We start from the raw sequence: 25,084 nt of genomic DNA, 5'->3' as shown, positions 1-25,084 counted from the left end.
TTAACTAATGTAATTGATTTGATTTTCGCAACATGCTGCTGTTTTAGATTAGTGAGCGACAGCGATAGGCTGTAAATATTTGTTGATATACTCATCGCGAATAGCAGGTCGTTCATCAGGACTAGCTTTTTGCATACGTGTCGCGAGTTCTTTACGTTCTAAAGTACTCATTTTTTGCCAAGTTTCGCGCATACGTTGCTTTTCACTATCTGGAAGTTGAGTGAACCAATCCATGCGCTGTTGCAAGCTGACACGTTGATCTGCAGGAATCTCTTTGAGTGCCTGATACTTTTTAATTAAAGCCTGTTGTTCTGCTTCAGATAGCGAATCCCAAGTTTCATTGACTTGAGTATCTGCATCTTTTGAAAATATCCAAAAGCGATCAAAGCCAGCAAAACTGGTTTGCAAAAAACTAAAAGCACAGAATGCAATTGCTAATTTTTTAGCTGCCATGTGGAACTTTGTCCTCACCCAGAACCATCAACATTTCAAGATCTTCTACCATTTGAGGGGAGAGCTTAGGGGTTGAAATCACCTGATTTTGTGGTTTGTCATCCAGTACAGTCGCATTCGGTAAAATGACGAAACCTGCAATTGCTGCTGCAAGTGCAAAGCCAGACATTTTCCAGAAACCATAACGAGAAGTTTCGCGCTGATGAATATCTTCAAGCACGTTATTCATGACAGTTGCTTTGTCTTTATGGTGCTGTGCGAGTCCATCAAGTTTGGAAGTTACTTGCTTTAAGAAATCATCTTGTTTCATTCGGATGATCCTCCCATATGTGGATTCAAATGTGCCAAAGCGGTACGTAAACCTTGAATGGCACGGTGGTAATGTGTTTTCACACTGCCTTCGGAACAATTCATAATTTCTGCAGTTGTATGCGTATCAAAGCCTTCCCAAGCTCGCAACATAAATGCTTGTTGCTGGCGGACTGGAAGTTCTGCGATAGCATCTTGTATTTCCTCTGCAGTGACAGCCTGATCCAGAAAGTCGAAAGGGTTTGGTGTAGATTCATCTACCACATCCTGTATCTCGACATCGTCGTCATCTAGGCTAACTTTTCTAAATAAGGAAAACGGCTGCGAACGACGTGCTTCTTTTCGACGCCAGTCTTGCAGCTTGTTATTTAAAATGGTGTAAAACAGGGGATACCATTCCTCTGTGGACTTTTCAGCATAAGCTTTATGTAAGGAAATAAAGGCTTCTTGCACCAAGTCCATGGCAATGCCATGTTGACCGTGCGTTGCACTTTCCATCATTACTAAAGCACGCCCCGTCACTTCATTCATGAAGTTTTTCAGGCGAGACTCAGCCGTGCTTTTTAAAACACTGCTGTCTTGCGTCTCGGACTTTTTGGGTGCTAAATCCATAGAGATGGAAAATCCTGTCATCGGATACCCACCATTATTTCCATATTCATATACAAATAACGATGGAAATAACGGTTAGGTTGACAAAAAGAATTATTATTTTTTCTAGTGTAGTCTATTTTTTTCAGGCTTAAGCGCTAAATACAATAAAATAACGATTTTACTGACGCTGACGTACCATTTCAAAAAAACAGATCGAGCCAGCAATGGCTACGTTTAATGATTCTTGACCACCCGGTTGAGGAATCGCAACGGCTTCTGCATGTTGTAATGCATATTCAGAAACACCTTGACCTTCATTGCCTAAAATCCACACACATTGTTTGCGTAAATTTTTGCTATATAGGTTTTCAGACTGATGTGAGCTTGTTGCATACACTGGAATTTTGAATTTCGTCAAAATATCTTCAAGGGCAATATTTTCAAAGGTATTTAATGAAAAATGTGCGCCCATACCTGCGCGTAATACACGCGGTGACCAGAGCGATGCAGAGCCTTTGGTACAAACAACTTGTTCAATACCTGCTGCGGCAGCAGAACGGAGTAGGGTGCCTACATTACCGGGGTCTTGAATATTGTCTAAAATTAAGGTGTCTTCACTGTAGTTAAGTGCTTCACTTGAACTTGGTAAATCCACAATCGCTAAGCAAGCAATAGATGTTCCAAGTGTACTGATATCTTTGTATAAAGATTCACTTAGAATGAACACAGCACCTTGATATTGTTCCGCAATGCGGTCGAAGTCGGCATGATTAATTGCTTGTTCAGTGGTGAAAATCGATTTGATTGGACGTTTTGAGTCTAACCATGACAACACCAAGTGTGTGCCTTCCAAAACAGTTTGACCTTGTTTTTTACGGTAGGCATTTTGTTCGATTAAGCCACGGAGGTGCTTAATTTTCGGGTTGTCTTTTGATTCGAGATAAATCAGAGCCATGAGGGAGATATCCACGAAAGTCAGCAAAAATTCTGACTTTCGTTATAAGAAATTAATTATGGTATGACGTAACTAGGTCAACTTCGTTTTTAGAACCAATAATCACAGGTACACGTTGATGAAGTTCTGTTGGTTGGATGTCTAGAATGCGGACACGGCCTGTTGTAGAAGCACCGCCAGCTTGTTCCATCAACATACTCATTGGGTTTGCTTCGTACATTAAACGTAGACGGCCTGCTTTTTTCGGATCTTTGAAGTCGTATGGATACATGAAGATACCGCTACGGCAAAGAATACGATGAATATCACCCACCATGCATGCAACCCAACGCATATTGAAGTCTTTTTCACGCGGGCCAGTTTTACCTGCAAGAAGTTCGTCGATATAACGTTTTACAGGCTCTTCCCAGTGACGCTGGTTTGATGCATTAATTGCATATTCTTTAGTATCTGCTGCAACCGCAATCGCATCTTTGGTTAATAAGAATTCTTTGCTTTCTGGATCAAAAGTAAAGAAGACTACGCCAGCACCGACAGTTAGAGCCATCATTGTTGATGGGCCATACAGTACATAACCTGCAGCCGCTTGGTTAACACCCGCTTGCATGAAATCTTCAGCTTGCGTTACCGCATTTTTTGCAGGAAGAATTGAGAAAATTGTGCCAACACACATGTTGATATCGATGTTGCTTGAACCATCTAATGGGTCGAACAAGACAAGATAATCGCCATTTTCTTGAGCTGGTGTGAATTCATCTAATTCTTCAGAAGCCAAGCCACCAACATGTGGATGAACTTTTAATGCATCAATGAGGTAATCATTTGAAATGACATCAAGTTTCTTTTGTTCTTCACCTTGAACGTTTTCGTGTTGCGCGCTACCCAATACACCAGCCAAAGCACCTTTTTGTAAAAGAAGGTCGATGTCTTTGCATGTATTACCAATTGTTTCAATAACTTGTGCTAATGCAGGAGTAAGATTACCACTTTGTTGTTGTAGAAATTGGGAAAGGGTGAGATTTGACATAACCGGAAAACTCCAAATATTAATTTATCAAAAATGATAAAAATGTGATTGTGCAACATTTTAGATGAGAACGAAGGAAAAGAAAAATTAAACTAGACTATTTGTCGTGATTTTACCCTTGCATGTCCTGAATAACATGCTATGTTGAATCTAATGTATAAATCGAAAGACAGGGAGCACAACAATGACCACACAAAAATTTGATGCGACTCCGACTGCAACTGAGGGATTGAATTTAGACGATATTTCTGCGGATACCGTTAAAGCTGCATGGAGCAGTTACGAAGCAAAAGCAGAGTATAAAAAGTTCAATAAACATGACCTCATTGAGTCGATGCAAACAGAAAAAGAAAATGCTGAACATCCGGAAGCAGAAGCATAATGATTTGGATTGTTAAGCTAATTTTCTAGTTGGTAAAGCTAAGGATATCGTTTTAAAAGTCGTTCATTTGCATTTTTAATTGGATATTTTTTTAAGTTCTAAAGCCGCTAATCGAATTTATCCTGAGTTAAAGGGCTAAATTGAGTTAAAGCAAAGAACATTGCAATAGAACGGTGCAAATGAAATGATATAAATTAAATGATATAGGTTAAATCAAAAAAGCACTCATTAATGAGTGCTTTTTTTAGCTCAGACTTATTCAAGTCTTATTTAAGTAGTGGAGGAACCGCTTCGTAGTTAATTTCTACACGGCGGTTTTCTTTCCATGCATTTTCATCATGACCCGCATTGATTGGCATTTCTTTACCATAACTAACTGCTTCAAGCTGATTTGGACTTACGCCTGTTGTAATCAGAAAGCTTTCAACAGCTTTGGCACGACGCTCACCAAGCGCCATGTTGTATTCACGAGTACCACGTTCATCGGTATGACCTGTTAAAGCCACGCGTGAGTTTGCATTAGCAACAAGAAACTGTGCATGAGCTTGAAGGGTTTGTAAGTCTTCATTGCTAAGCTCTGTACTGTCGTAGTCAAAGTGTACTACGCGCTTCGCTAAAAATGCTTTATTCGCTTCAGTTACACCTTTCGATGATGCACCCGCTAAGTTTTGTGCATTGAGTGCTGCATCTTCACTTAAACCAGAAGTGTTTACAGTGGTTGAGCTATTTGGGTTTTGTCCTGCTTGTACGTCTGCTGCAGGTTTACGGCTGGCACAACCAGTCATTACTAGTGCTGTAGCTAAAACAGGTAGCGCAATCAGTTTCATTGCTTTCATATTGATCTCCATGACGGTTATTTATGATGTTTCATTAAAAAGTTATTGTTGAATAAATCATGCAGTGTTTATTTCGGTGCCCAAGCTGGTTCACGAACTTCACCTTGTTCACTTGGTAAGTTCATGCGGAAACGACCATCTAAAGACATGATCGAGAGCAAACCACGGTTTGCTTCACGTGTTGCATACACCACCATTTGACCATTTGGAGAGAAGCTTGGGGATTCATCTAAACTTGTTGGTGTTAAAATATTGGTTACACCAGAACCAATGTCTTGAACCGCAACTTTATAGTTACTACCGCTAGGACGATGCACCAAAGCTAATTTTTTACCATCAGCACTTAAAGTGCCACGGGCATTGAAAGCGCCACGGAAAGTCAAACGTTTTACGCTTTCAGTACTTAAGTTGTAGGTATAAATTTGTGGAGAGCCACCACGGTCAGAGGTAAAAATAAATGATTTACCGTCAGGGGCATAACGTGCTTCTGTATCAATCGCTGTGTCATTGGTCATGCGTTTTAATTGGCGAGTCTGTAAATCCATTTGATAGATTTCAGGATTGCCATGCATTGAAGCGGTAAACAACATAGATTTACCGTCAGGTGAGAAGCTTGGAGCACCATTTAAACCACGGAAACTTGCAACTTTTTCACGGTTACCACTTGCTAAGTCTTGGATGTAAATTGCAGGGCGTTTGGTTTCAAAAGAAACATAAGCTAGCTTTTTAGCATCAGGTGTCCAAGCAGGGGACAAGATTGGATCACGTGAAGTCAAAATGGTACGGGGTTGTTCACCATCCGTATCTGCAATTTGTAGGGTATAGCGCTGATCTGGTGTTGCTGCATTACGCAATACATAGGCAATACGGCCGCTGAAGTCACCTGGAATGCCAGTTAAAGCTTGATAGATTGCATCACTGATCATATGCGCTGCTTGACGGTAACGTGAAGCAGGTACAGTGAGTAGTTCATTTAACAGGTATTGTTTTTTTTCAACATCATACAGTTGGTAGTGAATTTCATAAGAGCCATCTGCTGTTGTTTTTGATGTGCCTGTCACGACATAGGGTACGCCCGCAGCTTTCCATGCTTCTGCATTAGGTGAATTTATTGTTGCAGTTGCAGGTAAGTTTTTAGAGGCACTGGTAAATTTACCTGAGCGGTTCAAGTCATTTTCAACCACTGGATAAATATTTGAGTCATTACTAAAAGGCACGATCGCAATTTTAGGTGCCTCTTCAGGCGCCTTGGTGATTTCAAGATGAAGCTGTGCATGTGTTTGAGTGATTAAAACTGGACTCAAAGCGGTCATAATTGCTAAGCAAAGAAGATGTTTACGCGTCATTTCCATCATTCGCTAACTACTCTAAAAATGTGAGTTATTGTCTGTATTAGGTTGTGTCACATAATGGCATGATTTTGGATTATTAAAAGCATGAAAATATGACTGAACTGTTATAACACTGTGAAAAATGCAGAGATTTTATTCGAGTTCACTGAAGTTTATCTTAAAATTGGTGCAGACAACATCACATTTTGAATTGGAAATGATAATTCTATATAGTTGAAATTTAATTTTTGAATCAAATGTTTAGAAGAAATAAGTAGCTCTTGATTAGGCTGAGTTAGTAAAACTTATATATATGTCATTTTATGAAAAGTGTCGACCAAATAGAATTTGTTTCATTCAAAAAATCAGTGAATGAACCCATCTAATCAATAAATTTTCCAAAGTTTGCCATATTCAGAAGAAATATAAAAAAATCCCCGCAATCAATGCAGGGATTTATCAAACTTAATTTGAAGATCTAAATGTAGAGGTAAAGCTTTGTGCTTCACGTCTAGCATCAGGGTCGCTTGGCATTGGGTACGGTGCTGCAGCACGAACCGCGGCTTCAATACTGGCTTTCATATCAGGGTCACTAGAGTTCACAATAACTGATCGGACTGAACCACTTTCTGATAATGTCACCCGAGCAGTTGCCGATTTACCCGCAGAGTCAGAAGGTGTGTCCCATGCACGACGGATTTTATTTTCAAAATCTTTCTTTGCAGTAGATGCAATCTTCTTCGCTTCAGCCTTTTTCTGTGCGGCTTCTTCAGCTGCTTTTTTAGCTGATGAAGCTTTGGCTTCTTCGGCTGCACGTTCGCGTGCTTCGGCATCGGCTTTAGCCTTTGCATCTGCCTTGGCTTTTGCATCGGCATCTGCTTTACGTTTTGCAGCTTCTGCATTGGCCTTGGCTTTCGCATCAGCATCTGCTTTACGTTTTGCAGCTTCCGCATTGGCCTTAGCTTTGGCATCAGCATCTGCTTTACGTTTTGCAGCTTCCGCATTGGCTTTAGCTTTTGCATCGGCGTCTGCTTTACGTTTTGCAGCTTCTGCATTGGCCTTAGCTTTTGCATCAGCATCTGCTTTACGTTTTGCAGCTTCTGCATTGGCCTTGGCTTTCGCATCAGCATCTGCTTTACGTTTTGCAGCTTCCGCATTGGCTTTAGCTTTCGCGTCTGCATCTGCTTTACGTTTTGCAGCATCCGCATTGGCCTTGGCTTTTGCCGTTGCTGCAGCTTTGGCTTTGTCAGCTTCTGCTTTTCTTAAAGCATCGGCACGGATTTTTTCAGCCTTGGTTTTGGCATCAGCATCTGCTTTACGTTTTGCTGCTTCAGCATTGGCTTTCGCCGTAGCATCTGCTTTTGCCTTAGCCGCATCCGCTTTGGCTTCTTGTTGTGCTTTTAGTTTTGCAGCTTCAGCCGCTTTAGCTTGTTCTTGAGCACGCTTTGCATTGTCCGCAGCTTTTTGTTCAGCAAGCTGCTGTGCTTTTGCCGCAGCGAGTGCCTGTTGAGCAGCAACCTGTGGATCTGCCTTAGGTGGTTCTGCTGGTTTAGGTGGTGCAGCCGTTGGAATCTCGGGTGCTGGTTCAACGCTAGGTTCTGCTGTTTGCGTGATTTGTTCAGCTACATTTTCATGCGCGGTTTCATCAAACTCAGTGACTTCACGTGTTACAGGTTTTAAATCTTCCGGTTTTACCAAAACAGTGGTTATTTTTTTAGGGGGCTCAGGTGGTTTACTCATGCCAAGATAAAGTAAGCCAACCACAGCGACGATATGCACACCTAGTGTGAAACCAATCGCAACGGCTTTTTGTTTAAAAGGCGGCTTGTTGAAATCTTTCATAAATTATTTTAATGGCTCAGTCAGTAAACCTACTTGTGTTAAACCTGCATCTTGAAGGGCAGACATGAGTTTCATGACTTCACCATAAGGACGAGATTCACTGCCGTTAATCAGGACACTCATTTGCTTTTTCTGTTCGTTCGCTTCATTTTGTGAAGCAGTTAAAACAGATTTTAGTTCATCAAGTGTGAGTACATCATTCTGATGATTTTTATCTTCGAGTTTGATCGTACCATCCGACTCAAGTGTAACAATCGCAGGGCGATCTTCCGCTTGCATAGGCGTGCCATTCGCCTGTGGTAAGTCGACTTTGACACCTGTGGTGATCATAGGTGCAGTGACCATGAAAATCACCAATAAAACCAACATGACATCAATATAAGGTACGACGTTCATGTCACTTTTTAATGGTTTTTTGATGCGCTCAAAGCGTCCATAACGTTGAATAGCCACTAGTCATTGTCCTGAGTTGAACCTACAGACTGGCGTTGTAATAACGCAACCATTTCTTCGGCAAAAAGCGCACGATCGTTATAAATGGCTTCACCTTTGGCTGTGAAATGGTTAAATGCAAGTACAGCAGGAATCGCTGCAAAAAGACCAATGGCCGTTGCAATCAATGCTTCTGCAATACCCGGAGCAACCGTAGCAAGGGTGACTTGGTCAACATCTGCCAAACCAATAAAAGCGTTCATAATGCCCCAAACGGTACCGAATAAACCAACATAGGGTGCAACCGATCCAATACTCGCAAGCGCGCCTAAACCATTTTCTAAATGTCCTTGGTCACGGCTTAAACCCACACGAAGAATACGTTCTGTACCTTCAATGGATTGTTCTGCGCTGGCATTACGCTTTTTAAGTTTGAAAAACTCGCCTAAACCTTGATAGAAAACATCTTCAAGGCCAACACGTTTCGAGTTGAGTTGAGCATTGTTGTATAAAGTGTTGAATTCGGCGCCAGACCAAAAGATTTTTTGGAAATGTTCATCATCGGCCTGCGCTTTTTTATAACTCATGTGTAACTTGGCAATCAGATACCAACTGAATAACGAAGCTAAGAGCAGCAGGAGCATTACCAGTTGTACGACAGGACTTGCTTGTAAGATGAGGTCTGAAACTTTGAGTGTTGATTCTAGTTGAGTTGCCATAGTTACTACATGTGCCAAATAATTTTTTTAATCTTGTTCCAATTCTTTCAGAATCAGTTCACGTATTTCATCAGGAAGGCGACGGGGTTTCATCTCTGCACTGATACATGCCAATTCTACCTCACCTGATGCCAGCATAATATCACCACGATAAATATTTTGTTGCAACACAAATGACGTAGCCTTACACGAAACTACACTTGCTGTAACAGTAATCAGGTCATCCATTAATATAGGACGTGAATATTTCACATTAATTTTATGAACGACAAAGTTGTAATCTTTTTGATGCCAATAATGGTCTACACCTGAAGCGCGCAGCCATTCTGTGCGGGTACGTTCCATAAAGCGAATATGATTTGCGTGGTAAACAATGCCACCTGCATCTGTATCTTCAATATATACACGAATGTTGAATTCGAATTTATTCGCCATGAGAGTGTTCCGTCTTTATAAAATCTGAAAAATATTGTTCTGCACTTCAGCATAGAATTAGAGCATTTAAAAATGGCGATAATTCAATGATTCGTCAAGTGCTTCAATGACGGGCAGTTTAGCACCGTGAGTCATCAGTCCAATGGCACAAGGTTTCAACTCACGTAAATCTTTAACTTTCGTAGTTGTCATTATTGGTTAAAAAAGAGACTACTTTTAATTTGTTTGTTCATCTAATTTAAATTTTGCATCGACAAAATCCTGTAGATGAGCTGCTAAATATCCCGCAATATGAAAGTGAGTTTCTTCCATTTTCTTTTTCTGTTGCTTTGGAAGTAATGCCTTTAAAGATTCATACATATACGTTAAGCAGCAAAAGCCAAGGCCAATAACTAACATAAGTAAAAGTTTATTAGCTAGATCTATCCAGAAAAACACATAAACGAGTATGACTAAAGCAAAGAATGAGAGGCTGAAATAAAATGTATTAATTTTTGCTGGCTTAAAGTTTTCCTTGACCAAAACTTGTACGTCGTCGTGATAGTACGTCCCAATAAAAATGAGGGCAGAAGTATAGTTGAAGCTCAGGTTTTTTATACGATATGCAGAAGGCGATTGTTTAATAGTTAAGATATTATCTTCACTTACTTCTATGGTTTCTTTGCTAAGAATGTTTTCACATTCGACAGTGATAAAATAATTGTATTCGGTGTGGAATAAGCTTTCAAAATCACTCATTTGTTTAGGGCTAAATGAACTGATGGGTTGTTCTCTGGGAATGTTTTCAATGGCACTGTCTAATGGAAGGTTTTGAATGTATTCGCTATTAATTTTGTTAATTATTCTATTCTCAAGATTTATCATTTTAGTTTGCTGTTTGTAGTGGATTGAATTTATTTTAAAATTTAAATAAACATTCAGGGAGAATTTAACTCCCTGAAGTCGTTCAGTGAATAATCGTCTATTTATCTTTCGGCTCTGGTGGTGTCATCCCAAACTGTAAATAAGCCATATTGGTGGCAATACGTCCACGTGCAGTACGCATGACATAACCTTGCTGAATGAGGTAAGGCTCGATCACATCTTCTAGCGTCCCTGAGTCTTCTGCCATAGCTGCAGCCAAAGCTTCAACACCTGCAGGGCCGCCGTCAAAACGTTCTAATAACATTGAAAGATAACGACGGTCTAAAGTGTCTAAACCATCTTTATCCACATTCAACATATCTAAAGCACGTTGCGCCATTTCTTGGGTCACTTCGCCTGTACCTTTGACTTGGGCATAATCTCGAACACGGCGTAATAAACGGTTGGCAATACGTGGCGTACCACGTGCACGACGTGCAACTTCCAGTGCGCCATCTTCAGTAATCGGTACATCCATTAAGTTGGCTGAACGAGTCACAATATGCGTTAAGTCTTTGACAGAATAAAACTCTAAACGTTGTACGATACCGAAACGGTCACGTAAAGGAGAGGTCAGTAGGCCTGCACGAGTCGTCGCTGCCACAAGGGTAAAAGGTGGTAAATCCAGTTTGATCGAACGGGCAGCAGGGCCTTCACCAATCATGATATCCAGTTGGTAATCCTCCATCGCTGGATAGAGAATTTCCTCGATGACAGGTGAAAGACGATGGATCTCATCAATAAATAAAACATCACCTTCTTCAAGGTTGGTCAGCATTGCGGCCAAATCGCCTGCACGCTCAAGGACTGGGCCTGATGTCGATTTTAAGTTGCCACCCATTTCACGGGCAATAATATTGGCTAGTGTGGTTTTACCTAAACCCGGAGGGCCAAAAATTAAGGTGTGATCCAGCGCTTCTTCACGGCCACGTGCAGCACCAATAAAGATTTCCATTTGTTCACGGACGACAGGCTGCCCGATGTAGTCATCGAGGGATGTTGGACGGATGGCACGGTCGAAGTGGTCTTCGGGTTTTTCTGAACCACTGATAAGACGGTCTTGCATAATTATTTAACTAATCTCTATATCGTTGTGGAAGAATCACAGCCTCAAAAAGCGATTGAACTTTAAATGCCATTGTATAGGCGATTCTCACTTTTGACTGGGCAAAAGTGACAAAACCCATTTGTTAAACTGATGCTACGTCCTTGTAGCACAGTTTAACGGCGACATCCTTGTCGCCTGCGTGATTCACATACTGTCTATAACCCTAAAAGGCAAAGGATGCAGTGCTCATTAGAAACTAAAAATTATTTATTCATCGACTTAAGTGCTGCACGGATAATGTCGCTGGCTTCAGTAAAGTCACCTTTGGCAGCATTCACTAATTTTTGTGCTTCAATTGGTTTGTAACCTAATGATTGCAATGCCGCTTCAGCTTCAGCCACAGCAGAGTTGCCTGTAAATTGAATTTGTTCAACAGTTGAATTGGTTGGTGCAGTCCCTGAAGCCATGGCTTTAAAGCGATCACGTAACTCAATCATGAGGCGTTCAGCGGTCTTTTTGCCTACACCCGGAACTTTGACTAAAGTGTTTACATCTTCATGTTCAACCGTATGAATCAGCATTTCAACACTTAATGTTGATAAAATGCCCAGTGCCATTTTAGGGCCTACGCCGTTGACTTTTAATAGTGTGCGAAAAATCAGTTTTTCTTGAGCATTGCTAAATCCATACAGCAGTTGTGCATCTTCACGAACAGCCAGATGTGTCCACAGGGTAATTTTTTGACCTTTTTGTAGTTGGCAAAATGTAGAAAGCGGAGTGTCAATTTCGTAGCCTACGCCATTTACATTAAGTAATACTGTTGGTGCTTCCAATGCTAGCACTTCGCCAATTAAGCATCCGATCATGTCATTTATTCACTTTATTTCAGTTTAGTCTGAGCTATTTGCTCAATTTCAATTTGTTGTCAGATTAGCGTGAAGGCCAGCGAATTACTAGCCTTCACATTTTTTCAGCTTTAAAAGAAACCAACTTTATTACCTTGAAGTTCTTGTGCAAGGTTATAAGCCTGATGATCTGAAAACTTAGAGATGATATCGAGTACTTGCATGATGTTTTCATAATGCGACATACCAAAATGTGCTCCTGAACGATGTAAAATAGACATCAATCGTTGCTCTTTAAAGCTCAAAGTTTTATTTGGCGTGGTCAGTGGAATAAAGGCATCCAAAATATTTTGCAAACTTTGGTGTGCAATAATTTCCAAACCTGCTTTATGTGGATGTTCAAAGATTTTATCACGAGCCAGTTCTTTGGCACGGTTAATCCCGATTTCAATATCTTCACTGCAATATTGCAATAAACTGCCTTTTAGTTGGCCAGTCAAAATTTCATTATGATGACGTGCAAAAGCTGTAGTTACTTCTTCAACCAAACGCTTCATCACACGGCCACGCAAAGCGGCAATTTTCTGCTGCCATGTGGTATCGGTCATTGCAAGTTCGGCAGGAATACCATAATCACCAATCAGGTCAAGGAAAATTGGCTCAACTTCGTTATAACTCAATATATTGAGAATAATGCCATCTTCCAAATCAATCAGGGCATAGCACATATCATCCGCTGCTTCTAATAAATAAGTCAGAGGATGACGGCAATAATGATATTCACCGAGTTGAATTAAGCCGAGTTGTTCTGCAATTTGCTGCAAGATGTCTTTTTCGGCTTGGTAACAGCCAAACTTGGCACGCTGACTGGCAGGCGTATTTCCTTGTGATGCAATGGTTTTGGATAGCCATGGGTACTTTAAGTAAGCCCCTAAGGTTGCGTAAGTTAGGCGCATACCACCATCATTCGGGTGATAGTCAATTTTAGTCAGTAAACGTAAGCCTTGTGCATTACCTTCAAACTGACGAACATCGGCTTCTTCTTCAGGGCTTAAGTCCTGTAAAAAGTCTGTATGTGATGCATCATCAAACCATTCGCGAATGGCATATTCACCAGCATGCCCAAAAGGCGGGTTGCCAATATCATGTGCTAAACAAGCGGCTTGAATAATCGCGCCAACATCGGCAGGCGAAATCCACATCGGGAGTTCATCTTTAATTTTTTCCGCAGCCAACATCCCCAATGAACGTCCAATACAAGACACTTCTAAAGAGTGCGTCAGGCGAGTATGAATGCCATCATGTTGGGTTAATGGATGGACTTGGGTCTTGCGATTAAGCTGTCGAAAACTCTGCGAAAATATAATGCGGTCATAGTCTTTGTGGAAGGGGCTACGTGCCTGTTCAGAACTGTGTTTATTGCTACCAATACGAACTGTAGAAAGAAGTTCAAGCCAACGCATTTGAGTCATTTATCATTATTCAATTATTACTTGAATTGAATAATGCCAAACTTAGCAGAAAAGCACTAGTGTGGGACGACACAACTTGTCTTAAAAGATGTATGAGTGATTTGCCTTAATGAAATGTAAAACAAAACAGAAATTTAAAAATGGGCTGTTAGTATAGATGGGCAAATTTTACCTTTTATCCCATTTTTTAATTTTTAATGAGAATAATTTAAATGTATAGAAAACAATTTCTTCCTACGTTGACTGCACTAAGTTTGGGCGTGACATTTTTTTTGTCAGGTTGTACAAGTTTCAACACAGAAAAAAATATAACGAAAGTGCAGCCAAACCAAAATGTTGCTGCATCAGAAAATAGCATGATGCATCATTTACAAACATTTGAAGAAATTGCGGAACAAAATGGTGGCAATCGTGCAGTAGGTACAGCAGGTGGATTGGCTTCTGCACAATATATTCTTGAACAAGCCAAGAAAGCAGGCTTGCACGCGCAAATGTTGCCATTTGAAAATCGAGAAAAGACCGTTGGGCAAAATATTGTGATTGAGATTGAAGGGCAGTCCAAAGATACTGCTGTGATTGTCGGCGCACACTATGATTCGGTGAAAATGGGGCCTGGGATTAATGATAATGCTTCAGGCGTTGCAGTATTGTTAGCATTATTACAAGACTATGCGAAGCAAAAGGTAAAACCTAAACACACACTATATCTTGCCTTTTGGGATTCGGAAGAGGTTGGTATTGCAGGTTCACAAGCTTTTGTGAAATCACTCAGTGAGAAACAGCTTCAAGGCATTCAAGCCTATATCAATGTTGATATGGTGGGAACAAAGAATCCGAATATCATGATTGCCGATGGAGACCATTCATCAATTGCAGAAATGGCGGCACAGTTTAAAGCCAATGGACTTGCACAAAGTGATTATCAGCCAATCTTAGACAGCATGAGCCAATTACCTAAGCACCCGCAGGATGCTGCATTAGAACAAAGCATGCGTCAATATTTTAAAACCAATAATATTCAGATTAAAGATGATGTAACGACTTTAACAGCAAGCGATACTTTGCCATTTTTAGGGAAAGTTCCCGTTACTTCACTAATTTTATTTAATGAGCAAATGAAAGGTGATGAACTCGAATTTGCACCGTGCTACCACAAGGCTTGCGATACGATTGATGGTGTAGATGTAAACTCACTGAACTTAGCCCTTAATGTTATTCAACATCTATTGTCAGATTTGAATAAATAAAATGTTTCAATTTCAAATGTGAATTGATTTTAGTCTTTATGAATTTCAGGTTTAAATCTCACACATTTAGACCTGAAATTCATTTTCAAATATGGTTTGAACGCTTGATTAAAAAGTGAGTTGTTGTTGAAAAATAAAACATTTTTATAGTTTGAATATTATTCTTAGGGTGAAATGAAAAAATCAGATAATTTTGTGTTAATCTGTGCGACTAAATTCAATTTTATTATTTAAAAATAAAAGCATTATTGCCTAAACTTCCCGATATAAGCACTACAATTTCACTTTCACATCTAGCTGATTTAACTAATACACAGTAGAATATGCGCTCTCTCAAGTCACATTGTGGCATGGTCTTTTCGATCATCCCGTGGAGCCAAAATCAGCATGTTTATCGTTGCCGGTGCACCTGCACATTCTTCATTTAAGAAAACTCAACTATTATCACGTTTAACGTCAATTAGTTCTGTTCAATCAATTGAAAGTCAATGGGTTTACCTTTTTGACCAAGCGCTCAACGAGCAACAACAGCAATCCGCTTTACAGCTTCTCAACGATGGTCAATCTTTTGAATTGCACCAAGCAGCAAGTGACGAAGTCCAAATTTTAGTGACGCCACGTGTTGGAACCATCTCTCCGTGGTCGTCTAAGGCAACAGACATTTTTGCCAACTGTAATACACCGGTTCATCGCCTTGAACGCGGTGTTTTATTTACTTTGAAGGGTGTAAATGCTGTTTCTGATGAAGTAAAACTAGCATTACATGATCGCATGACAGAAAGCGTTTTCAATGCTATTGAGGATGCTGCGGCACTTTTCTCTGAAACTGAACCAAAGCCTTTAAACTCAATTGATATTTTGGGTCAAGGTAAAGAAGCGTTGGTGAAAGCTAACTCTGAATTTGGTTTTGCGCTTTCTGATGAAGAAATCGATTATTTAACCGATGCATTCACAAAAATGGGTCGCAACCCGCATGACATCGAATTGATGATGTTTGCTCAAGCGAACTCAGAGCATTGCCGTCACAAAATCTTCGGTTCTGAATGGACAATTGATGGTGAAGTTCAACCATTGTCATTGTTCCAAATGATTAAAAACACCTATAAAGAATCACCTACAGATGTATTGTCGGCATATAAAGACAACGCTTCTGTAATTGTTGGTTTTGACACACAACGCTTCTATCCAAAGCAAGATGCTGAAACAGGTCACCATGTTTATAAATACAAGAGTCAAGCCGCTCACATCTTGATGAAAGTGGAAACCCATAACCATCCGACAGCGATTGCACCATTTGCTGGTGCAGCAACAGGTTCGGGCGGTGAAATCCGTGACGAAGGCGCAACAGGTCGTGGTGGTAAGCCAAAAGCTGGTTTAACAGGTTTTACCGTATCTAACTTGAACATTCCGGGCTTTGAACAGCCTTGGGAAGAAAACTACGGCAAACCATCTCGTATGGCATCTCCACTTCAAATTATGATTGAAGGCCCATTGGGCGGTGCAGCCTTTAACAACGAATTTGGTCGTCCTGCGTTAAACGGTTACTTCCGTACATTTGAACAAAATGTCAATGGTGATGTAAAAGGCTTCCATAAGCCAATTATGATTGCCGGTGGTTACGGTAACATCCGTCCTGATCATGTAGAAAAAGATGCGATTCAACCAGGCGATTTACTCATCGTACTAGGTGGTCCTGCCATGCTGATCGGTCTAGGTGGCGGTGCAGCGTCTTCTGTAGACAGCGGTAAGTTGGGTGAAAACCTAGACTTCGCATCTGTACAGCGTGAAAACCCAGAAATGGAACGCCGTTGCCAAGAAGTGATTGATGCTTGCTGGCGCATGGAAGATCATAACCCAATCGTGTCTGTACATGACGTAGGCGCGGGCGGTATCTCAAATGCAATGCCTGAACTTGTGAACGATCACGAGTTAGGTGCGGTACTTGATCTGCGTAAAATTCCATCGCTTGAAAAAGGCATGTCTCCGATGGAGATCTGGTCCAATGAAGCGCAAGAACGCTATGTATTGGCAATCCGTCCATCATCTTTAGAACTCTTTGAATCACTATGTGCACGTGAACGCTGTCCATTCGCCGTACTAGGTGAAGCGACTGAAGCGCGTCATTTGACTGTTGAAGATCCATTATTCGGCAACAAAGCTGTGGATATGCCAATGCAAGTGATGCTTGGCGGTACACCGCGCATGAGCCGTTCATACGAAACCATTGAACGTAAAGGCGATGACTTCACTGCTGAAACAGTAACAGATTTGAAAGATGCGATTTACCGCGTTCTTAAAAATCCAACTGTTGCATCTAAATCGTTCTTGATCACGATTGGTGACCGTTCGATTACAGGTATGGTTGCACGTGATCAGTTCGTCGGTAAGTGGCAAGTGCCTGTAGCGGATGCTGCAGTAACAACGACTAGCCTTGTAGGTTATACAGGTGAAGCAATGGCAATGGGTGAACGTCCGCCAGTTGCATTGTTAAATCCTGCTGCGTCTGCACGTTTATCAGTAGCAGAATCCATTTCAAACATCATGTCTGCAAAAATCGACCAGATCAGCGACATTAAATTGTCTGCAAACTGGATGGCTGCTGCAGGTCAACAAGGTGAAGACCAAGCATTATTCGAAGGTGTTAAAGCCATCGGTATGGAAATGTGTCCTGCACTAGGTATTGCAATTCCAGTAGGTAAAGACTCATTGTCTATGCGTACAACGTGGAATGACGAAGGCATCGATAAATCTGTAACTTCTCCAATGTCAGGCGTGATCACTGCATTTGCACCTGTGACTGATGTTCGCAAAACATTGACACCTGAATTGAAAAATATCGAGTCTGTACTGGTACGTATTGATTTGTCTAAAGGTCAATTCCGTCTTGGCGGTTCGATCCTTGCTCAGGTTTATAAAGCAATTGGTTCTGTAACACCTGACGTAGACAGCTTCGATGACTTCAAAGCATTCTTTGCATTGGTTCAAGACTGGAACAACCGTGGTCTAATCAAGGCTTACCATGACATCGGTGATGGCGGTCTGCTGGCAACTGTTGCAGAAATGATGTTTGCTTCACGCCTAGGTGTAGCACTTGAAGATCAATCTACTGCAAGCTTGTTTGCAGAAGAAATTGGTGCAGTACTTCAAATCAGCAAAGCGGATTGGGCTGCCTTAGAAGCTGAAGTTGCAGCGTCTAGCCTTAAAGATGCAATTGCGGTTGTAGGTACTGTAAATGATACAGATATTTTAACTGTAAATGGTTTGTGCTTAGACCGTGCTGAATTACAGCAAGCATGGACAGAAGTGTCACATCAAATCCAACGTTTACGTGACAACGTAGAAACTGCGGATCAAGAATATGCGCTGATTGCTGACAAATCACATGCAGGTTTAATTGCAAAACCAACATTTGATTTGAACGAGCCTATCGAAGCACCGTACATCAATGAACGCCGTCCAAACATGGTGATTCTGCGTGAACAGGGTGTAAACGGTCATGTAGAAATGGCTGCTGCATTCGATAAAGTCGGCTTCAACACTGTAGACGTACACATGAGCGACTTGCTTGCTGGCCGTATCAGTCTTGATGACTTTGAAGGTTTAGTTGCATGTGGCGGTTTCTCTTACGGTGACGTATTGGGTGCAGGCGGCGGTTGGGCTAAATCTGTATTGTTTAACCCGAAACTTCGTGACCAATTTGAGAAATTCTTCAACCGTGATGAAACTTTCTCTCTAGGTATTTGTAACGGCTGTCAAATGCTGTCTCAGCTTGCACCATTAATTCCGGGTGCAGAAGCTTGGCCTCGTTTCCACCGCAATACTTCAGAGATGTTTGAAGCACGTGCTGTCAACGTACGCGTTGAAAAATCGAACTCTGTATTGTTAGAAGGTATGGAAGGTTCGATTCTTCCTATCGCTGTAGCACATGGTGAAGGCCGTGTAGTTGCTAGCGCGGAAAACATTGCAGCATTGAATGCAGGCGATCAAGTGATCTTGCGTTATGTAGACAGCCAAGGCAACCCAACGCAGCATTACCCAATGAACCCGAATGGTTCGCCAGAAGCGATTTCAGGTGTAACGTCTAAAGACGGTCGTGCAACGATTATGATGCCGCACCCTGAACGTAACTTCCGTGCGATTCAGCATTCTTGGAAACCAGAAGATTGGGATCAAGACGGTGCTTGGTTACGTATGTTCCGTAATGCACGTAAATTTATTGGTTAATCTTAGATAGATGAATAATAGAAAAGAGCCGCCTTCGGGTGGCTTTTTTTATGTTTAAAATTTACCAAAAGATATATTAATTATTGTGAATGCTTATTTTTACACATATAATCGCTTTCGATTTTTAACCACCTGCGGGTGGTTTTTTGTTGGTTTTAAATTTTTATTTCTCCCACTGAACTTGGTTTAGATTTTGCTTTTATATTTGTGGAAACATGCTAGTGTGTAATTTATGCACAATAACTATGTAAGATTAAAGACTAGCAAGATAAAAGAAAGATGGATAAGTAAACGAGTTCAGTATCAACACTCATGATGAGGTGATGACATGATTAAAATAGTAGAATATTCGGCAGTGGATAAGTCTGCGCTGCGTAAAAAGGGCTGGAAGCTTTTTAGTGCAGTCGTGTGTTTGCAGTTGGTGTTTTTAGTTTTGGGTTATGCTTTGCAGATGTAATATTTGAACAATTGAAACCGCCGTGAGGCGGTTTTTTATGTAAACTAATGCATAATTAAAAAACTGCAAAAATTAATAATGAGCTTTAAACAATTTGTATTATTAAAAGATATAAAAATATTTTTACTTTTAGGCTTTATGTTTCCGTCAACATTGTTAAGTGGGTGCTTTCCTATTTTAAAAACGAAGCATCCGAAAATTAATATAACTGTTATCAATGATCAAAATGAAAAGTTGGACGATGCAGAAGTATTTTTAAATCTTACAACATGGCAAGGCAAGTCTTTTACTGAATCTACATTAAAAAAAACACAGGACGGAATTGCTACATTTTCTGCAGAGAAAAGTTTGCAATTTATTCATATATTTCCAGCAAAATATAGTTGGTCGATTTGCGTTTATAAAAATGGATATAGTCAAAATAGTTTTGTGCCAAAAAGTTCAAATAATCGAACACAAAATTTAGTATTGTTGTTAGATAAAGCTGAAATAGGTGTAGAAAAAAAACAACATTGTTGGAAAGAAAAATCCTAAAATATTGAATTAATAAAACCACCCGAAGGTGGTTTTTTTGATTAAACAGCCAATTGAATCTGTTTTAACACCGCCTTCAACGTATTTTCATAATCAAAAGCAGCATTAGTACTGTCTTGGTATCGCCAAGCGACATAACCATCTGGACGAACTAAGACAGCGCCTGATTCATGAATTTCAGATTTCGCATTCCATGTACCATAAACGTCACGGTATTCACGAGAACCAACTTGAATAACATCCAAATAAGGCAAATCCAAAGCTTCTGTAGCTTGCTTCCAGCCTTTGCCAGACAAGCCAGTAATTAAGGTAAAACGCCCTTTGCCTGTGATGTCTAAGGTTGAAATTTTTTGGCCTTTGGTATTAATCAACCATGTATGCGGAACTTTTGCTCCCGGACGTGTGGTCGCTTGCAAGTAAAGCTGTTGATCTTTCTCAAAGACTTCCGCTTCAGATTCAGCAATCATGGCATTGGATGTATAACGCTGATTCAGCTCTACACCTTGGGCATTAAACTCAAAGTTTTTAATTTCTAAGGCTTGATAAAGCTTTTGACGTATTTCTGCAGCTTGTTCATCTTCTGCAAAAATACGTTGCATCATTCGAGCTTGAGTTGTGATGCCTTGGTCAAAACCAAATACCTCTTTGAGATGCTTATAGTCAAAGCGAGATTGATTGGCACGCGCCACGATTTGCTTGCCAACAGGCGCACGCTCTAATGTATAAGAATCAAGTAGAGTAGGAGCAGCCCAACCTTTAATGGCATATGCCAATTTCCAACCGAGGTTAAAAGCATCTTGCATACAGGTATTTGAACCTAAGCCACTTGATGGTGGATGACGATGTACCGCATCACCGCCGCAGAATACACGACCTTTTGAATATTCGGTTGCCCATGTTTGGTTCACATACCAATAAGACAATTTTTGAATCTCGACATTTTCAATTTCAGCACCGACAAAGGTATTAAGTCGAGCACGAACTTGTTCTTCGGTGACTTGTGGTTCGCCTTTGGAAATATCAAAACCCCAACCCATGATCCATTCATTCCAAGGTGTAATGGCACGGAGTAAGCCCATACCCAGATCACCAAAGTTGGCTTCAGGGTTAACAATCCATTGCAAAATAGCAGGGCGGTGTTTCACGTATTTGGAAAGATCAGCTTTAAAGGTTACATAGACTGTACCTGCACGAGACATCACCCCTTCAAGGGGTAAATCAAGCTGTTCAAGGACTCTGGATTTTGCCCCATCCATACCGACCAAATATTTGGCACGTAAGCTGAATTCAGTATTTGTAATACGATTTAAAAAGGTTGCTGTTACACCATGCTCATCTTGCACATGGGACAAATATTCAGTATTAAAATTATAAATTGCACCACGTTCAGCCGCATTTTTTACCAACAAAGCTTCCATTTTCGGCTGAATGAGATCGACCAATGGACAAGGACTGCCTTTAATATAATCGCCATGACGTTCATCACCGGTTCCCCAAGCACTCATGCGGGCAATTTCTTCACCGACAAGACTGGTGGTAATGAGGCTTTCACCCATCTGTTCCCAAGGCGTTGCAATTTTTTTGACCTGTTCTTCGATACCTAAGTCACGTAACACTTCCATCGCACGTTGGTTGGTAATATGGGCACGAGGACTATTGGCTAACCAATTAAATTGGGTAAAAAGCTGAACCTGAATACCGTAATTTGCCAAGGCTAAACCTAAAGTAGAACCTGCAGGCCCTGTGCCAATAATCAGAACATCGGTATCGTATTGCTGTGTCATACAAAACTCCATGTGTATGTGAAGCGCAAACTTGGAATAGTCCGCAGTCTAGGCAAATGATTTTCCGAGTAGAATGGATATTCATATAAACTATAGATCTATTGGTATTTTGACTGCATGACACAGGTGATGTAGTGAGTGTGTGGAGTGAAGCGAATGGAATTACGACATTTACGTTATTTTGTGACGGTGGCGAAAGAACAGAGTTTCACTAAGGCAGCGGAAAAACTATTTACAGCACAACCATCGCTCAGTCAGCAAATTAAAGACTTAGAGCAAGAGGTTGGGGTGCAATTATTTGAACGTTCTGCCCGAAAAGTCTTGCTGACCGATGAGGGGCAGGCTTTTCTGAAATATGCAGAGCAAGCGCTTGAAAATGCCAAACAAGCTGTAGCTGCAGCTCGCCACGTGGCGCAAGCCAAAAATAATCAAATACATATTGGCTTTTTAAATGTCGCAGAATTGAAAATTATGCCGAGTATTTTGGCGCAATTAAAACAACATATCCCTGATTTGAAAATTCATTTACATAGCTTGACGTGTACAGAGCAGATTCAAAAACTCAAAAATACTGAATTGGATATTAGCTTTACTCGTTATCACTTAAGTCATGACGACTTTACCAATATTCAGGTTTTAAGTGAGCAGATCTATCTAGTCGGTGCAGCGCATCTGCATCCATCAGATCGAATCTTAAAACTTCAAGAATTAAAAAATCACACCATTATTATGTGTGAGCAAAATGCTTCTCCTGTGTTTTACGATACCTTAAATGCCTTGATTCCTTTTGATCAGCATCAACATGATCATATGCTGTGGGTAACAAATGTCATGCAGCATTTAAATTTGATTAATATGGGCATGGGCCTGAGTTTTGTGCCCGAATATTTACTCAAATTTTTAAATGATTCGGTCAAAGTCATTCAAACAGATGTGGAATTACCGAAACTAGGTTTATATGCAACCTATCCGAATGCATCGAATAATGTTGCATTGAAAATGATTTACAGTGCTTTAAATAATGTAACTGCACAATAGCGTCTGGAATAACCAATGTTAAAACTGATTTATTATGTACCTGAGTCTCACCTAGAGTCGACTAAACTGGCCGTATTTGAAGCAGGAGCAGGTGGTATAGGAAACTATGAACACTGTGCTTGGCAAGTTTTAGGGAAGGGGCAATTTAAACCTGTAAAAGGTGCAAATCCATTTATTGGTGAGTTGGAGCAGCTAGAGTCTATCCCTGAATGGCGCGTGGAAACCATCGTGCCTGAAGAAAAGGCAAGTGCGGTAGCGAGGGCTTTAAAAGCAAGTCATCCTTATGAAGAGCCGGCATTTGAGTTTATTCAAATGGTGGATATTCAATTTTAATGATGCTTTTAAATTTTTAAGTTATAGAAAAAAGTAGATACACGAAGGGTGACATGGATGTCACCCGTTAGACAGAGATTCAAGGATGAATCTTCTGTCTAACAAGGGATTTTGGTTACTTTGATCCTTCAAAGTAACGTAATACCTACGCGTTATAAACTAAAGTCACGTAGCTAATTGTGGTTGTGAGTATTCAATTGAAAGCAAGTTAAACCTTCTGAATAAATAAATCACGGTCAAAACGATACTGCGGGAAGAATACACCATCTTTAGCCCGTTCACCTGCACCAATCACCATCACTGGGTATTGCTGAGCATTTAATCCTAAAATCTTCTTCACCAAAGGTTCATCAAAACCTTCCATCATACAACTGTCAAAACCATAGGCACGTAAAGCCAAAACTAAGTTTTCACAAGCCAATGCTGTGGTTTTGCTCGCCCAAAGTTTTGCATCTGCTTCATTAAAAGCTGTTACAGGCAATTGTTTATCCAGTGTACGTGCAACTTTGAAAGCAACTTTCTTAAAGTTACCTAGGGCGTTGAAGTAACCAGTTTTATAGTTATAAGGAATAAACTTGTAATACTTCTGTACCGCTGCAGGTGCTTCAGGAAATGGAAATTCCGAAATATTCCGTTTTGCCATTTCATCTACACGGTCGGTACGCGCGACACAGACAATCAATTCAGCAGCAGTTTTTGCAGCTAGTTGCCCTAAGCAAGCTTTCACCAATTGTTTTTTCTTTGCAGGGTTCTGAACGACATAGAATGTCCACGGTTGTAAATTCGATGAATTCGGTGCAAGCAAGGCGAGGTCTAAGCATTCATCTAAAACGTCGTTTGGAATGGCCTTGTCGGTAAACTTACGTACAGAACGACGGCTTTGTACAACTTTTTTAAAATTCTCGATATCGATGCCTTCAGGCGCAGGCTCGTAGTATCGTTTCTTTTCAGGTTTAGTTTCAGTTTGTGATACTGCAGTCATGTGGAAACATCCAGTTTTTTAATTTAGAAAATAGATTGGGGCTGAGATGAAAAAAACCACCCAAATATGAGTGGTTTTTTAGTTCCATTAAAACATTAATTGAACTGAGAGAAGTCAGGTTTGCGTTTTTGCATAAAGGCGGCAACAGCTTCCATCATTTCTGGAGAGCCAACTCGATCCATGAAAATTTCAGCTTCATGGTCAATCCATGCCACGATTTCATCTACATTATGTTTCATTAATGCTTTTGATTGAACCAAAGATGCTAGTGGAAGTGCAGATAACTGTGCTGCTTTTTTCGCAGCTGTCGCATAAGCATCTTCTTCAATGCTATTGACCAAATTTGCTGAAAGCGCTGTCGCACTATCAAACTTCTGAGCAGTTAACAGTAATTCCGCCGCTTTATGGTAGCCGGCTTGTTGAACCAATAGCTTGCTCGATGCACCTTCAGGCGATAGACCAAGGCTCACAAACGGAATTTGGAATAGGGCAGTATTGTCGCTGTAGACAAGATCGCAATGAAGCAGAATCGTAACACCAATCCCAATGGCAACACCGCGAACCGCAGCAATCAGCGGCTTAGAAAATTGAGCAGCAGATTTTAATAAAATGAACGGTGCGCCTTCAGAAGCTGGAGCTTGCCCTTTTTGAGCAGCAGATTTCATAAAATCTTGCATGTCATTGCCCGCACTGAAGTCCGCATCTTGACCACGGAGTACTACTACACGCACTGAAGTATCTTGATCAGCTTCATCTAATGCTTTTGCAATCCACAGATATAATTCTGTATACAGCGCGTTCTTCGCCTGAGGTCGGTTAATGGCTAAGGTCAGTACGCCATTGTCCAAATTCGCATTCAAATGTTCATGGGGTTGTTGAATACAGCTCAGTGTCATCGTACT

The 25,084-nt window shown here is 40.7% G+C and carries 26 protein-coding genes; 7 read left to right on the top strand and 19 right to left on the bottom strand.

Annotated features, from left to right (window positions below; all coding sequences use genetic code 11):
- Positions 1–48 precede the first annotated feature (48 nt).
- From FTU13_RS01255 to FTU13_RS01235, 5 genes are all read right to left on the bottom strand, one after another.
- Positions 49–453: a DUF3106 domain-containing protein gene (locus FTU13_RS01255; protein ID WP_078192044.1), complete on the bottom strand. Its 405-nt coding sequence runs from the start codon at positions 451–453 to the stop codon at positions 49–51.
- Entirely contained in the window at positions 443–763 is a 321-nt protein-coding gene (locus FTU13_RS01250; protein ID WP_078190377.1) for a hypothetical protein, read from the bottom strand. The genes FTU13_RS01255 and FTU13_RS01250 overlap by 11 nt, the downstream gene beginning before the upstream one ends.
- On the bottom strand, positions 760–1,374 hold the full coding sequence (locus FTU13_RS01245; RefSeq protein WP_111883945.1) for an RNA polymerase sigma factor: 615 nt from the start codon (positions 1,372–1,374) through the stop codon (positions 760–762). Before FTU13_RS01245 ends, FTU13_RS01250 begins: the two co-directional genes overlap by 4 nt.
- A 160-nt stretch (positions 1,375–1,534) precedes the next feature.
- The gene (locus FTU13_RS01240; protein ID WP_180126443.1) at positions 1,535–2,311 is read right to left on the bottom strand and encodes an RNA methyltransferase; all 777 of its coding nucleotides are present in this window, start codon (positions 2,309–2,311) and stop codon (positions 1,535–1,537) included.
- Positions 2,312–2,363: 52 nt separating this feature from the next.
- Entirely contained in the window at positions 2,364–3,338 is a 975-nt protein-coding gene (locus FTU13_RS01235; protein ID WP_078192041.1) for a class 1 fructose-bisphosphatase, read from the bottom strand.
- Positions 3,339–3,522: 184 nt separating this feature from the next.
- Here FTU13_RS01235 and FTU13_RS01230 point away from each other — a divergent pair, with 184 nt between their 5' ends.
- Positions 3,523–3,720: an NF038105 family protein gene (locus FTU13_RS01230; RefSeq protein ID WP_078190373.1), complete on the top strand. Its 198-nt coding sequence runs from the start codon at positions 3,523–3,525 to the stop codon at positions 3,718–3,720.
- A gap of 266 nt (positions 3,721–3,986) precedes the next feature.
- On the opposite strand, the gene pal is transcribed toward FTU13_RS01230, so the two are convergent.
- The 11 genes from pal to FTU13_RS01180 form a co-directional block, all read right to left on the bottom strand.
- Entirely contained in the window at positions 3,987–4,556 is a 570-nt protein-coding gene (pal, locus tag FTU13_RS01225; RefSeq protein WP_180034379.1) for a peptidoglycan-associated lipoprotein Pal, read from the bottom strand.
- A 68-nt stretch (positions 4,557–4,624) separates the two neighbouring features.
- Positions 4,625–5,908 carry a Tol-Pal system beta propeller repeat protein TolB gene (tolB, locus tag FTU13_RS01220; protein ID WP_180126505.1) on the bottom strand — a complete coding sequence of 428 codons (1,284 nt, stop codon included), beginning with the start codon at positions 5,906–5,908 and terminating at the stop codon, positions 4,625–4,627.
- Between the two features lie 444 nt (positions 5,909–6,352).
- On the bottom strand, positions 6,353–7,729 hold the full coding sequence (gene tolA / locus FTU13_RS01215) for a cell envelope integrity protein TolA (protein ID WP_180126445.1): 1,377 nt from the start codon (positions 7,727–7,729) through the stop codon (positions 6,353–6,355).
- Between the two features lie 3 nt (positions 7,730–7,732).
- A complete protein-coding gene (gene tolR / locus FTU13_RS01210) occupies positions 7,733–8,182 on the bottom strand; it encodes a protein TolR (protein WP_180126446.1) in 450 nt (149 codons plus the stop codon).
- Complete coding sequence (gene tolQ, locus FTU13_RS01205) at positions 8,182–8,880, bottom strand: protein TolQ (RefSeq protein WP_180161084.1); 699 nt, start codon at positions 8,878–8,880, stop codon at positions 8,182–8,184. The genes tolR and tolQ overlap by 1 nt, the downstream gene beginning before the upstream one ends.
- Positions 8,881–8,907: 27 nt before the next feature.
- Positions 8,908–9,315 carry a tol-pal system-associated acyl-CoA thioesterase gene (gene ybgC / locus FTU13_RS01200; protein WP_078190367.1) on the bottom strand — a complete coding sequence of 136 codons (408 nt, stop codon included), beginning with the start codon at positions 9,313–9,315 and terminating at the stop codon, positions 8,908–8,910.
- Positions 9,316–9,381: 66 nt separating this feature from the next.
- Positions 9,382–9,507 carry a hypothetical protein gene (locus tag FTU13_RS17405; protein WP_257223222.1) on the bottom strand — a complete coding sequence of 42 codons (126 nt, stop codon included), beginning with the start codon at positions 9,505–9,507 and terminating at the stop codon, positions 9,382–9,384.
- Between the two features lie 24 nt (positions 9,508–9,531).
- On the bottom strand, positions 9,532–10,179 hold the full coding sequence (locus tag FTU13_RS01195; RefSeq protein ID WP_111883948.1) for a hypothetical protein: 648 nt from the start codon (positions 10,177–10,179) through the stop codon (positions 9,532–9,534).
- A 97-nt stretch (positions 10,180–10,276) separates the two neighbouring features.
- Complete coding sequence (gene ruvB, locus FTU13_RS01190) at positions 10,277–11,284, bottom strand: Holliday junction branch migration DNA helicase RuvB (RefSeq protein ID WP_180093671.1); 1,008 nt, start codon at positions 11,282–11,284, stop codon at positions 10,277–10,279.
- 245 nt (positions 11,285–11,529) lie between these two features.
- Entirely contained in the window at positions 11,530–12,132 is a 603-nt protein-coding gene (ruvA, locus tag FTU13_RS01185; protein WP_168378057.1) for a Holliday junction branch migration protein RuvA, read from the bottom strand.
- A 110-nt stretch (positions 12,133–12,242) separates the two neighbouring features.
- Positions 12,243–13,583, bottom strand: coding sequence for a deoxyguanosinetriphosphate triphosphohydrolase (locus FTU13_RS01180; RefSeq protein WP_180126451.1), 1,341 nt, complete (start codon positions 13,581–13,583; stop codon positions 12,243–12,245).
- 212 nt (positions 13,584–13,795) lie between these two features.
- Between FTU13_RS01180 and FTU13_RS01175 the strand changes: the two genes are divergently transcribed.
- From FTU13_RS01175 to FTU13_RS01165, 4 genes are all read left to right on the top strand, one after another.
- Positions 13,796–14,830 carry a M20/M25/M40 family metallo-hydrolase gene (locus FTU13_RS01175; RefSeq protein ID WP_373423832.1) on the top strand — a complete coding sequence of 345 codons (1,035 nt, stop codon included), beginning with the start codon at positions 13,796–13,798 and terminating at the stop codon, positions 14,828–14,830.
- Positions 14,831–15,217: 387 nt separating this feature from the next.
- Complete coding sequence (gene purL, locus FTU13_RS01170) at positions 15,218–19,054, top strand: phosphoribosylformylglycinamidine synthase (protein WP_180126453.1); 3,837 nt, start codon at positions 15,218–15,220, stop codon at positions 19,052–19,054.
- 328 nt (positions 19,055–19,382) lie between these two features.
- The gene (locus FTU13_RS17400) at positions 19,383–19,511 is read left to right on the top strand and encodes a KGW motif small protein (protein WP_257223223.1); all 129 of its coding nucleotides are present in this window, start codon (positions 19,383–19,385) and stop codon (positions 19,509–19,511) included.
- A gap of 78 nt (positions 19,512–19,589) precedes the next feature.
- Entirely contained in the window at positions 19,590–20,045 is a 456-nt protein-coding gene (locus FTU13_RS01165; protein ID WP_180023331.1) for a hypothetical protein, read from the top strand.
- A gap of 41 nt (positions 20,046–20,086) precedes the next feature.
- Here the strand turns inward: FTU13_RS01165 and FTU13_RS01160 are convergent, their stop codons facing one another.
- Positions 20,087–21,829, bottom strand: coding sequence for an FAD-dependent monooxygenase (locus tag FTU13_RS01160; protein WP_180126455.1), 1,743 nt, complete (start codon positions 21,827–21,829; stop codon positions 20,087–20,089).
- 156 nt (positions 21,830–21,985) lie between these two features.
- Between FTU13_RS01160 and FTU13_RS01155 the strand changes: the two genes are divergently transcribed.
- Both FTU13_RS01155 and FTU13_RS01150 read left to right on the top strand, forming a co-directional pair.
- Entirely contained in the window at positions 21,986–22,867 is an 882-nt protein-coding gene (locus tag FTU13_RS01155) for a LysR family transcriptional regulator (RefSeq protein WP_180054948.1), read from the top strand.
- Positions 22,868–22,882: 15 nt separating this feature from the next.
- Entirely contained in the window at positions 22,883–23,200 is a 318-nt protein-coding gene (locus FTU13_RS01150; RefSeq protein WP_180063429.1) for an NGG1p interacting factor NIF3, read from the top strand.
- 208 nt (positions 23,201–23,408) lie between these two features.
- On the opposite strand, the gene FTU13_RS01145 is transcribed toward FTU13_RS01150, so the two are convergent.
- Positions 23,409–24,182: a nitroreductase family protein gene (locus FTU13_RS01145; protein ID WP_078192029.1), complete on the bottom strand. Its 774-nt coding sequence runs from the start codon at positions 24,180–24,182 to the stop codon at positions 23,409–23,411.
- Between the two features lie 95 nt (positions 24,183–24,277).
- A complete protein-coding gene (locus FTU13_RS01140) occupies positions 24,278–25,078 on the bottom strand; it encodes an enoyl-CoA hydratase-related protein (protein WP_078192396.1) in 801 nt (266 codons plus the stop codon).
- Between the last annotated feature and the right edge of the window lie 6 nt (positions 25,079–25,084).

Origin of the sequence: Acinetobacter sp. YH12064, assembly GCF_013419735.1 — a bacterium.
GTDB lineage: Bacteria > Pseudomonadota > Gammaproteobacteria > Pseudomonadales > Moraxellaceae > Acinetobacter > Acinetobacter amyesii.
Note: the sequence above shows the minus strand (reverse complement) of the source record. Positions and strands in the feature narration are given on the sequence as shown.

Bases quoted from the DNA above. Each gene is read 5' to 3' on its own strand.
- FTU13_RS01255 (WP_078192044.1), bottom strand. From the start codon at position 453: ATGGCAGCTAAAAAATTAGCAATTGCATTCTGTGCTTTTAGTTTTTTG.
- FTU13_RS01250 (WP_078190377.1), bottom strand. From the start codon at position 763: ATGAAACAAGATGATTTCTTAAAGCAAGTAACTTCCAAACTTGATGGA.
- FTU13_RS01245 (WP_111883945.1), bottom strand. From the start codon at position 1,374: ATGGATTTAGCACCCAAAAAGTCCGAGACGCAAGACAGCAGTGTTTTA.
- FTU13_RS01240 (WP_180126443.1), bottom strand. From the start codon at position 2,311: ATGGCTCTGATTTATCTCGAATCAAAAGACAACCCGAAAATTAAGCAC.
- FTU13_RS01235 (WP_078192041.1), bottom strand. From the start codon at position 3,338: ATGTCAAATCTCACCCTTTCCCAATTTCTACAACAACAAAGTGGTAAT.
- FTU13_RS01230 (WP_078190373.1), top strand. From the start codon at position 3,523: ATGACCACACAAAAATTTGATGCGACTCCGACTGCAACTGAGGGATTG.
- pal (WP_180034379.1), bottom strand. From the start codon at position 4,556: ATGAAAGCAATGAAACTGATTGCGCTACCTGTTTTAGCTACAGCACTA.
- tolB (WP_180126505.1), bottom strand. From the start codon at position 5,908: ATGGAAATGACGCGTAAACATCTTCTTTGCTTAGCAATTATGACCGCT.
- tolA (WP_180126445.1), bottom strand. From the start codon at position 7,729: ATGAAAGATTTCAACAAGCCGCCTTTTAAACAAAAAGCCGTTGCGATT.
- tolQ (WP_180161084.1), bottom strand. From the start codon at position 8,880: ATGGCAACTCAACTAGAATCAACACTCAAAGTTTCAGACCTCATCTTA.
- ybgC (WP_078190367.1), bottom strand. From the start codon at position 9,315: ATGGCGAATAAATTCGAATTCAACATTCGTGTATATATTGAAGATACA.
- FTU13_RS17405 (WP_257223222.1), bottom strand. From the start codon at position 9,507: ATGACAACTACGAAAGTTAAAGATTTACGTGAGTTGAAACCTTGTGCC.
- FTU13_RS01195 (WP_111883948.1), bottom strand. From the start codon at position 10,179: ATGATAAATCTTGAGAATAGAATAATTAACAAAATTAATAGCGAATAC.
- ruvB (WP_180093671.1), bottom strand. From the start codon at position 11,284: ATGCAAGACCGTCTTATCAGTGGTTCAGAAAAACCCGAAGACCACTTC.
- ruvA (WP_168378057.1), bottom strand. From the start codon at position 12,132: ATGATCGGATGCTTAATTGGCGAAGTGCTAGCATTGGAAGCACCAACA.
- FTU13_RS01180 (WP_180126451.1), bottom strand. From the start codon at position 13,583: ATGACTCAAATGCGTTGGCTTGAACTTCTTTCTACAGTTCGTATTGGT.
- FTU13_RS01175 (WP_373423832.1), top strand. From the start codon at position 13,796: ATGTATAGAAAACAATTTCTTCCTACGTTGACTGCACTAAGTTTGGGC.
- purL (WP_180126453.1), top strand. From the start codon at position 15,218: ATGTTTATCGTTGCCGGTGCACCTGCACATTCTTCATTTAAGAAAACT.
- FTU13_RS17400 (WP_257223223.1), top strand. From the start codon at position 19,383: ATGATTAAAATAGTAGAATATTCGGCAGTGGATAAGTCTGCGCTGCGT.
- FTU13_RS01165 (WP_180023331.1), top strand. From the start codon at position 19,590: ATGAGCTTTAAACAATTTGTATTATTAAAAGATATAAAAATATTTTTA.
- FTU13_RS01160 (WP_180126455.1), bottom strand. From the start codon at position 21,829: ATGACACAGCAATACGATACCGATGTTCTGATTATTGGCACAGGGCCT.
- FTU13_RS01155 (WP_180054948.1), top strand. From the start codon at position 21,986: ATGGAATTACGACATTTACGTTATTTTGTGACGGTGGCGAAAGAACAG.
- FTU13_RS01150 (WP_180063429.1), top strand. From the start codon at position 22,883: ATGTTAAAACTGATTTATTATGTACCTGAGTCTCACCTAGAGTCGACT.
- FTU13_RS01145 (WP_078192029.1), bottom strand. From the start codon at position 24,182: ATGACTGCAGTATCACAAACTGAAACTAAACCTGAAAAGAAACGATAC.
- FTU13_RS01140 (WP_078192396.1), bottom strand. From the start codon at position 25,078: ATGACACTGAGCTGTATTCAACAACCCCATGAACATTTGAATGCGAAT.